Source organism: Fictibacillus macauensis ZFHKF-1 (genome assembly GCF_000269865.1).
GTDB lineage: Bacteria > Bacillota > Bacilli > Bacillales > Fictibacillaceae > Fictibacillus_C > Fictibacillus_C macauensis.
The window spans coordinates 1-10,167 of record NZ_AKKV01000045.1; the positions used below are offsets into that span (position 1 = coordinate 1).

Genomic DNA, 10,167 nt, shown 5'->3' on the forward strand with positions numbered 1-10,167 from the left:
CGCGCGAACAGAGTGCTCCTGCGCGCGAACGGAGTACCTCTGCGCGCGAATCACTGACCTTTGCGCAAATTGAGTCAAGTCCATAATATTGTGTAAAAGTCTAAATCAGTTTCAACCCTGTTACGCTGGTCTACCATACTAACCCTTATTTAGTTGTTGGGGGTAAAACTTTCTGCAGTCGGTAAATATTTACCGTTCCCGGAATCGAGTGTTATTCATCATCCATGAGATATCGACTCTATCAATTTCTACTCGTTTTGAGTCGTTTTAATAGGCTCGGCCCCTGATTTGTTCTTTTGTGATCTCCGACGTATGCTCTGACGAGGAATTTGACTTGTTTGCGAGGATTTAGGTGCTCTTACACGCGAATCGGGTGCCCCTGCGCGCGAACGGAGTGCCTCTGCGCGCGAACTGGGTGCCTTGCACGTAATTTTTTACACCTTTGCAGATTGGCGACTTAATAATGCATATATTCTTGTGATTTGAAAAAAAAAATTTAAAAAAAAAACAAATGACTTCATCACCAAAACCGATGATCCAGCCATTTGTTATGAGTAAAGGCTGTTTTATACCCCAGCCTCCTGCATTATAGTTGAAGAAATGTCGAAATTGAAAATTGTTCATAAAAAAAGTGAAGAGCGATATTGGGCACAATCCCAAAGATCACGGTCGCAGCGGCACAGACGATTGTAACAATAAGCAATCCTTTTTGAGAACGACGCTTTTCTTTTACTTCACCTGTTCGGAAATACATTTGCACAATAAGATTAAAATAATACACGTAGGATAGCAGGGTAGCAGCAATTAGGATACCCGCAAGCACATAATGCAATCCTCCATAACCTAACAGCGCAATTAGGATTCCAAATTTACCAATAAAACCTACTGTAGCAGGAATTCCTGCCAGCGAGAGCAGAAAGATCGTCATTGCAAGGGCTAGCCACGGTGATTGCTTACCCAATCCTTCAAAGCTTGTCATCCCGGTATCATTGTTCCGCGTCGTCACTTCTTGGATGACAGCAAAGGCACCGATATTCATAAGCACGTACGCAAATAAGTAAAACCACATCGTTTCGAACAGCGCTGGTGTAAAAACAGAAAAGGCAGCTAATATAAAGCCTGCTTGTGCAATTGATGAGTAGGCAAACAGTCGTTTTACATTACTTTGCCGTAATGCGATGATGCTTCCAACAAGCATCGTAATACCAGAAAGCCAGATGATATATGGCTGCACTTGTTGCAGCAGCGAATCACTATTAACCCCCTTACTCATCATAAAGACGAGAACGAAAAACCGTATAATAAAGATAAAACCTGCTGTTTTCGATACAACGCTTAAAAAGGCGGTTACAGGAACCATCGCACCTTCATAAACGTCAGGAGCCCACATATGAAAGGGAACAGAAGCAATCTTAAACGCCAACCCAGTAAAGGTGATAAAAAAAGCAAAGACAAGCATATAAGATTGATCCGGTAAGGCTGTTTCCTGTAGTGCTTTCGCCATGCTATATAGATTCGTTTCACCCGATAGACCAAAAAGGTAGCTCATACCAAATAACGTAATGGCCGTTGCAATTCCGCCTGAAACCACATATTTAAAGGCAGCTTCTGTTGATTGTGCGTCGTGCTTTTTCAAACCAGCCATAATATAAGAAGAAACAGATAACAGCTCTAAGCCAATAAATAATGTAATCATATCTGCACTAGAGGCCATAAACATTGCCCCTACTAACGCCGTGAGAATTAAATAATAAAACTCACCACGAACGTTTTCTTCTCTTCCAAGTTTGGCATCATATGCTAAGCAAAGCACTAAAAATGTACCGATGAGCAGTAACATTTTAAACGTTTTCGAGAAGCCATCTACCCGATACATATCATGAAATAGCTGAATGGACGGCTCATGCAGCTGAAGAACAAGTGCGCTAAAGGCGCCCGCTACCCCAAGTAAGGCAAGAAAACCAAGCGGTCGACGTGACACCGTTTTACGTAGAAATAAATCAAGCAGAATTAACAGAAGGGATGTGCCAAGCACGATCAATTCAGGAAGCATGGCACCCCATTCAATCGCTTGCCAATTCATGTTATGACCCCCTTACAAGCGGCAAAATGGTATCAAGAAGTGTGGCAAGCGGTGCGGTAACAACATTCGGAAACACCCCGATGAGCATGATCAATGCAAGTAAAATAAACGCTGGAACACGTTCACGCGCATTGATTTCTACAGCGCGCTCCATCGACCGTTGCTCGCCAAACGTAATCGCTAAAATTGCGCGCAGCACATAAGCAGCTGTTACGATGAGCCCTAGTGTACCGACAGCAGCAACGATAGGCATCTTTTCAAAAAGACCGAGAAATGCGAGAAACTCACTCACAAAGCCAGACATGCCTGGCAATCCTAACGAAGCGAGCCCCCCAGCAAGTAATAACCCCGCTGTTACCGGCATTCCAACAGCAAGACCGCTGTAATCTTTTAATTGCGATGTTGCATTACGCTCATATAAGATTCCTACTAAAAAGAACAATAATGCGGAAATGAGCCCGTGCGATAGCAACTGCAAGATCGCCCCTTTGATCCCTGCTTCATTACAGGCCGCAAGACCGATCAAAACAATGCCCATATGGGAAACAGAAGAATAAGCGAGAACTCGCTTGAGATCTTTTTGAACGAGCGCCAGAAAAGCGCCATACAATACATTGATTACACCCCATACTGCTAGAACGCCTGCTAATTCCTTAAATTCTTCTGGAAAGAACAACATACCAAACATGATGAGCCCGTAGCCTCCGATTTTCAGCAATACACCTGAATGAAGCATCACAACAGGTGCTGGTGCCTCTACGTGGACCTTAACCATCCATGAGTGGAGAGGTACCATCGGCAGCTTAATTCCAAAAGCTAGCAATAAGGCAAGTAAACAGCCCATCTTAAAAGAACTGCTTAACGACGGTAATACGGCTAGTAACTCCGCGTAATTCATCGTGCCTGTAACCATAAATAACGTTACAAAGACAATCAATAATACGAGTGAGCCTAAGCCGTTATATAAAAGAAAATGGTAGGCGGCTCCTTCCCGGTCACGATAACCGTAGCGCCCAATTAAAAAGAACATTGGCACTAACGTGAGTTCAAAAAAGATAAAAAATAAAAAGAGATTTTGTGCTGCAAATACGCCGATCATGCCGAGCTCAAGCAGAAAAAAGAAAAGAAAGTAACTTTTCACATGGTGCTTTATAGACCAAGAGGCAATAACAGCTAACACCATTAATAACGTCGTTAACATTAGCAATACAAGAGATAACCCATTGATGCCCACTTCATAGCGAATAGCGTAGATCACCGTCCCGGTAGCACCTTGCATCGCATAACTTAACCAACTCATGGTTTCTGCAAACTGGTTGCCGCTTTCTCCTAAGCGAAATACCATTCCAAGCGCGAAAACGAGCCCTAACGGCAATAACGTACAAAGCAGCGCAACCCATTTTAACCATCGCTCACGATTTCCGGGGATACATGCTAGTAGAAGGATGCCGACAAGTGGTGAGAAAATTAGTAAAGATACGAGATGATTCATTGTAAGTAACCCCCTGTCAGCACAATAAAGAGTAAAAGCATGAGCGCTAAACCAGTAATTGCAACAGCTCCATACCGCTGTACTTGCCCGTTTTGAAAAGCTGATCCGCATTTAGCAAGCCACTGCACCGTACTAGCAAGCGTACCAACCATTCCTTCAATAATATAACGCTCAACAAAGACAAAAATGGTTCCAATGAATGCTGCGCCCTTTACAAAAATCACACCATACACTTCATCAACGTAATATTTATTTTTCAGAAGCATAGTCACTGGAGAAGAGGACGTATTTTCATGATGAAAGTCTTTACGCCGGCCATATCGTACGTATGCAACACCAATCCCCGCTAATGAAATGAGGATGGCCACATACGGTAACCACACAGGGCCATGTGCTTCTAGTGGCAATGATGTTGTACCATCATGTAAAAAGCGTTGTAGAGGTGCACCAAACCATGATGACCCAATATAACCCGCAACGACAGCTAAAATTCCTAAAACGACCATGGGCGCTAGGAGTATGATAGAGTTTTCGCGGTATATTTTTTCTGCGGCTGGACCGAAAAAGACAAGAAAGACAAGGCGGAACATATAGAGACTTGTTAAAAAAGCAGTTAACAATGCGATGAAAAACAAGACGTAGCGCCCATCATGATAAACAGCTGCAAAAATGGCATCCTTACTAAAGAATCCTGCAAAGAGCGGGAAGCCTGATAATGATAAGGCACCGACTACAAAGAGTGGACCTGTGAATTTCAACTTGTTCCATAAGCCGCCCATCTCACGGATGTTTTGCGTATGTACGGCATGTATGACACTACCTGCTGCTAGAAACAATAGCGCTTTAAAAAATGCATGTGTCATTAAATGAAACACACCTGCATCATAACCACCGCTGCCAAGTGCTAGCATCATGTAGCCAAGCTGACTCACTGTCGAATAAGCGAGCACACGCTTTAAGTCATCTTGCACTAAACCGATTGAGGCGGCAAAAATGGCCGTAATCCCTCCAATGACAGCTACCGTCGTCATTGCCACGGATGATGCTAAAAAGAGTGGATACATAATCGCTACTAAGTACACGCCCGCTGCGACCATCGTTGCCGCATGAATAAGCGCGGACACGGGTGTCGGTCCTTCCATTGCATCCGGTAACCATGTATGAAGCGGAAGCTGACCAGACTTCCCAATCGCACCGACAAAAATCAACAGCGCCGTCACTGTTATCATTTCTTGGGAAATACCTCCGCTTGCCACCGATTGAAAAATGGCTGCAAACGAGAAGCTGCCCGTTTTCCAGTACAACAAAATGATGCCGATCAGTAAGCCCACATCACCAATTCTCGTCATAATAAATGCTTTTTTGGCAGCGGCTCGTGCAGCTAAACTTGTATAATGAAAGCCGATTAGCAAGAAAGACCCTACGCCAACAAGCTCCCAGAAAATATAAAGTTGAACGACATTCACTGACATGACGAGGCCAAGCATCGCAAATGTAAACAAACCAAGATACGAATAATATGTGCCCAGTCGCTCGGAATCTTTCATATATTCTTTGGAATACACGTGAACAAGAAAACTGACGAGCGATACGATGACGAGCATCATGGCATTTAGTGGCGTAATCACTACCCCCATGGTGATTGCCGTTTTGCCTAATGATAGCCACTCGATTTCTTTCGTATAGGTTGTTCCTTGAAAGCGTGCAATCAATACACCGACAGACAATACGAGCGGTACAAGTGTACAAATACAACCGAGGATCGGTGCGATAGAACGAACCCTTTTACGAAAAAGCAAATGCAATAAAAAGGAGAGCAACGGAAATAGCGGGATCATAAAAGCATAGTGCACCATCTTTTTCAGCCCCTTTTACTCTAGGAAAATAGGTCATTCTTTACTGTTTCAAGTGATTCATTTCATCAACATGAACACTTTTTCGTTTGCGATACAGCGCCATTAATATCGCTAAACCCACGGCCGCTTCAGCAGCAGCCACTGTCATTGTAAAAAGCGCGAAAATTTGCCCGGTCAGTCCTGGGTTTTCTCCATATTTCGCAAAAGCGACTAGATTAATATTAACGGCATTTAACATCAGCTCAATTGAAATGAGCACAATCACAGCATTCCTTTTCGTTAAAGCACCAAATAAACCGATACAAAAAAGAACGAGCGCTAACAATAAGTAGCCTGACAACGGGACATTATTCATGGTTTTTCCTCCTGCTTGTCGTCGCGTTTCGCTAGAATGATAGCTCCAATCAAAGCCGCCAGCAGTAAGACCGAAATCAGTTCAAAGGGAATTAAATAGTTCGTATATAACAATTCTCCGATTCTCTTCGTATTATCAACATGTAAGTTAGTCGCAGGCTCGCTAACACTCATCCCATTTATGGCAAAAAACATTAGGAGAAAAAAAGCGCCTACTCCACCTGCCGCTAACAGCGTTGATGACTTTATCTGCTTCTTTTCAGACACATCATCATGACGCGTTAACATAATACCGAACAGCATAATGATTGTGACCGCACCCGAATAAATGAGCACTTGAACAGCGGCCACAAATTCCGCTGACAGCGTAATAAAAATGCCCGCAATCGCTAAAAACGTAAAAACAAGCGCAACGACCATGTGAACAACATTGGATAAATGAAGCAATAACATGCCGCCCATGATCGCCACAATCGCTAACACAAAGAACGCGATCACTTCTCCTGTCATGCCTTATTCCCCTTTCTCACATTATGGTCATTCTCATCCAACCACGTCATATCTTTAAACAACTCATCACGACTATACTCAGCCAACTCGAAGTTATTTGTCATCACAATCGCTTCCGTCGGACAAACCTCCGTACAAAGATCACAAAGAATACAAATTTCAAAATTAATATCGTATGTCTCGATAACCTTCCCTTTCTTCCCAGGATCAGGATGCGGCTTCCCCGTTAACTGAATACAATCCGTCGGACAAATATTTGCGCACTGATTACACACAATACACTTTTCCGGATAAAACTTCTGAATCCCCCGAAACCGATCCGGCATCTCAAGCGGCACATCAGGATAAGAAGTAGCAACCGTCTGCTTCGACAAATGCCGAAGCGTATACCCTAACCCCTTCATAATCCCCTTCATAAAAAAACCTCCTTTGTAGAAAGAAAAGCTGAGGTTGGCGGTTAAGTCCGAAAGCAGCTGGAGCACTTGGCACTCAACACGTTCTTTGTGTTGATTGACAAGAGCGAAGCGGCCGAGGACTTGCCAACCGAAGCTGGACAAAAGAAAAGCTGAGGCGGATGTTTAGAGACGACAGGCGTTGGAGGAATGACACATCAACACGCTTTTTGTGTTGCTGTGTCAGACCGAAACGACCAAGTCTCTATCCGCCGAAGCTAGACAATAGAAAAGCTGAGGTTGGCGGTTAAGTCCGAAAGCAGCTGGAGCGGCCGAGGACTTGCCAACCGAAGCTAAGCAATAGCTTTAGGCGAACGCTCTCACCAGCTCCTACCGTAAAAACAACTCCTTAACGAGCGCACAGAGAAAAATGTTCACAAGCGCCGCCGGCAATAGTCCTTTCCATGCAAACTCCATCAGCTTATCCGCACGAATTCTGGGCATTGTGCCCCGCAGCCAAATCATGACAAAAACAACAAGACTGAACTTTAGCGAAAACCAAATGATGCCTGGGATGAAATCCAAATAAGGAATCGGGTTCCATCCTCCTAGAAACAAAACTGTCGTAAGAGCACTCATAGCAAATAAGTACACATATTCAGTAAGCATAAAAAACGCCCAACGAAAGCCAGAATATTCTACGTGATAACCCGCGACAAGCTCCGACTCTGCTTCTGGCAAATCAAATGGAGTTCGATTTAATTCGGCAATCGAAGAGATAAAAAAAACAACGAAGCCAATGGGCGATAAAAAGATAAACGCGATATTTTTTTGACTCTCCACAATCTCTGTTAAATTTAAGCTACCGCTAAATAAAATAACCCCAATGACCGAGATTACAAGAGGTATTTCATACGAAATCATTTGCGCTGCAGAACGCATGCCACCGAGCAAGGAATACTTATTGTTGGATGCCCAACCGGCCATTAAAATCCCAATCGTGGTAATACCAGATATGGCTATGTAATACAAAAGCCCGATGCCAATATCGCTAAACTTAAGATTCTCTGAAAAGGGAATGGCCGCTAACACCATAAATGCCGGTGCAAACGCAAGAATCGGTGCTAGCATAAAAAGTGGACGATCAGCAATTTTCGGAATGGTATCTTCCTTAATGAGTAGCTTTAGCACATCAGCGACCGTTTGTAATAGGCCAAACCGGCCACCAACACGGTTCGGACCGACCCGTGATTGCATAAAACCGAGCACTTTGCGTTCTGCTAAAATCGCGTACGTTACAAAGCCAAGTACAACGAGCAGCAACATAGCTCCTGCAACAAAGTACACAAGCGCATGTAATCCATTAGGTGCTGACGATAACCATTGTTCCATCAACCATCCACCTCTCCTAACACGATATCAATACCGCCGAGAATCGTAATTAAATTAGAGATGTTTTCACCTTCAAGTAGCTTCGGTAAGATTTGTAGATTGTAAAAAGAAGGACGACGAAACTTTAAACGATAAGGCTCCTTCTTTCCTTCTGAAGCAATATAACAACCAATTTCACCTCGAGGCGATTCAATACGAACGAATGCCTCTCCTTTTGGTGGCTTAATGATTTTAGGAACCTTTGCAATAACTGGGCCATCACTTGGAAATTGCACAACCGCTTGTTCGACAATGCGCAGTGATTGCTCAATCTCCTCCATGCGACATTGATAACGCGCCCACGCATCTCCTGTATCAAAGGCTGGCACTTCGAATTCAAAGCGATCATAGATCGAGTAAGGTTCATCTTTGCGCAAATCCCACGACAACCCCGTACAGCGTAAATTAGCACCGCTTAATGAATAATCAAGTGCTTCTTCTGCGCTATAAAAGCCAACCCCTTTGACCCGATTTAGAAAAATTTCATTACCGGTCACCAGATCATGGTAGCCAGCAAGTTGCTCTCTCATGTACGGAACAAAATCTCGAACTTTTTCAATCCAGCCATCTGGGGCATCCCACTTCACCCCACCAATGCGCATATAATTAAAGGTTAAGCGCGCCCCGCATATTTCATTGAGTAAGCCAATAATGACTTCGCGTTCTCGAAACGCATATAGGAATGGACTCATTGCCCCTATATCAAGCAAATACGTACCAAACCACACGAGATGGCTAGCGATACGTCCAAGCTCCATAACGATAATTCGGAGATAGTCTGCACGTTCTGGAATCTCAATGTTCATCATTGTTTCGACCGCATGACATATGACAAAATTGTTTGTCATGGCTGCTAAATAGTCCATTCGATCGGTATACGGAATAATTTGTGTATACTGCAGGTTTTCAGCAATCTTTTCGGTACCGCGATGCAAATAACCAATCACAGGTGTCGCCTCAATAATCGTTTCGCCATCAATTTTTAAAACGATCCGAAATACACCGTGTGTACTCGGATGCTGGGGACCAACGTTTAACAGCATCTCTTCCGTACGTATCACGCTTACACCTCCACATCATACGGATCATAATCTTTGCGGAGCGGATGCCCAACCCAATCGTCTGGCATCATAATTCGTTTTAAATTGTAATGACCATGAAATATAATGCCTAACAAATCAAAGGCTTCTCGCTCTGGCCAATCCGCGCCTCGCCATAGTGGTGTGACAGACGGAATTTCAGCTTGATCCCGATCAATCTTTACTTTTAAGGCAACGGGACGTCGATAGTGATGTGAATATAAATGTAAATAGAGTTCAAAGTGAGTTTCAAAATCTGTGGCATGAAGTTCTGATAAATAATCAAAACGAAGAAGATCATGTTGTTTGAGGAGTTCCGCCATAGCTAAATACGTACTTTTATGAGCAACAATCGTCGGAACATCTTTAGATAACGCGTTAATGTATGCATCTTCTATACTTGCGGTTGAAAGTGAAGATGTAACGACTTGAACATAGTGATCTAGGTGGGGTTGCATGATGGAAGGTGTTTCGGGCTTTGTGTTTTCAAGAGAAGCTGACCCTTCTGCTCCGGCTCCTTTTGCCTTTGCAGCAGCGGCAGCCTTCGCTTTGGCAACAGCAATTGCTTTTGCTTTTTCTTCTGGTGTCGCAGGTGGACCGGCTTCTCTCGAGGCAGCTTTTGCCTTCGCGGCGGCAGCAGCCTTTGCTTTTGCGACAGCGAGCGCTTTTTCTTCTGGTGTCGTGGCACCGCCTGATTCAGTCTCTTCTTTCGCCGCCATTTTGGCTTGTGCGGCAGCTTTTGCCTTCGCGGCGGCAGCAGCCTTTGCTTTTGCGACAGCGAGCGCTTTTTCTTCTGGTGTCGTGGCACCGCCTGATTCAATTTCTTCTTTCGCCGCCATTTTGGCTTGTGCGGCAGCTTTTGCCTTCGCGGCAGCAGCGGCCTTGGCTTTTGCGACAGCGAGCGCTTTTTCTTCTGGTGTCGCGGTACTGCCTGATTCAGTTTCTTCTTTCGCCGCCATTTTGGCTTGTG

At 44.2% G+C, this 10,167-nt stretch carries 9 protein-coding genes; all 9 read right to left on the minus strand.

The features are described from left to right. Positions 1-586: 586 nt before the first annotated feature. Entirely contained in the window at positions 587-2,083 is a 1,497-nt protein-coding gene (nuoN, locus tag A374_RS18650; RefSeq protein ID WP_007203806.1) for an NADH-quinone oxidoreductase subunit NuoN, read from the minus strand. Between the two features lies 1 nt (position 2,084). Next, positions 2,085-3,575: a complex I subunit 4 family protein gene (locus A374_RS18655; protein ID WP_007203807.1), complete on the minus strand. Its 1,491-nt coding sequence runs from the start codon at positions 3,573-3,575 to the stop codon at positions 2,085-2,087. Further along, positions 3,572-5,431, minus strand: coding sequence for an NADH-quinone oxidoreductase subunit L (gene nuoL, locus A374_RS18660; protein ID WP_007203808.1), 1,860 nt, complete (start codon positions 5,429-5,431; stop codon positions 3,572-3,574). The genes A374_RS18655 and nuoL overlap by 4 nt, the downstream gene beginning before the upstream one ends. A 40-nt stretch (positions 5,432-5,471) precedes the next feature. Next, entirely contained in the window at positions 5,472-5,786 is a 315-nt protein-coding gene (gene nuoK / locus A374_RS18665; RefSeq protein WP_007203809.1) for an NADH-quinone oxidoreductase subunit NuoK, read from the minus strand. Beyond that, positions 5,783-6,295, minus strand: a complete 513-nt coding sequence (locus tag A374_RS18670) for an NADH-quinone oxidoreductase subunit J (protein WP_007203810.1) — start codon at positions 6,293-6,295, stop codon at positions 5,783-5,785. Before A374_RS18670 ends, nuoK begins: the two co-directional genes overlap by 4 nt. After that, positions 6,292-6,711 carry an NADH-quinone oxidoreductase subunit NuoI gene (gene nuoI / locus A374_RS18675; protein ID WP_007203811.1) on the minus strand — a complete coding sequence of 140 codons (420 nt, stop codon included), beginning with the start codon at positions 6,709-6,711 and terminating at the stop codon, positions 6,292-6,294. The genes A374_RS18670 and nuoI overlap by 4 nt, the downstream gene beginning before the upstream one ends. 366 nt (positions 6,712-7,077) lie before the next feature. After that, positions 7,078-8,082 carry an NADH-quinone oxidoreductase subunit NuoH gene (gene nuoH, locus A374_RS18680; protein WP_007203812.1) on the minus strand — a complete coding sequence of 335 codons (1,005 nt, stop codon included), beginning with the start codon at positions 8,080-8,082 and terminating at the stop codon, positions 7,078-7,080. Then, positions 8,079-9,179: an NADH-quinone oxidoreductase subunit D gene (locus tag A374_RS18685; protein WP_007203813.1), complete on the minus strand. Its 1,101-nt coding sequence runs from the start codon at positions 9,177-9,179 to the stop codon at positions 8,079-8,081. Before A374_RS18685 ends, nuoH begins: the two co-directional genes overlap by 4 nt. 2 nt (positions 9,180-9,181) lie before the next feature. Continuing rightward, the coding region (locus tag A374_RS18690) for an NADH-quinone oxidoreductase subunit C (protein ID WP_007203814.1) at positions 9,182-10,167 on the minus strand (986 nt) is incomplete at its 5' end.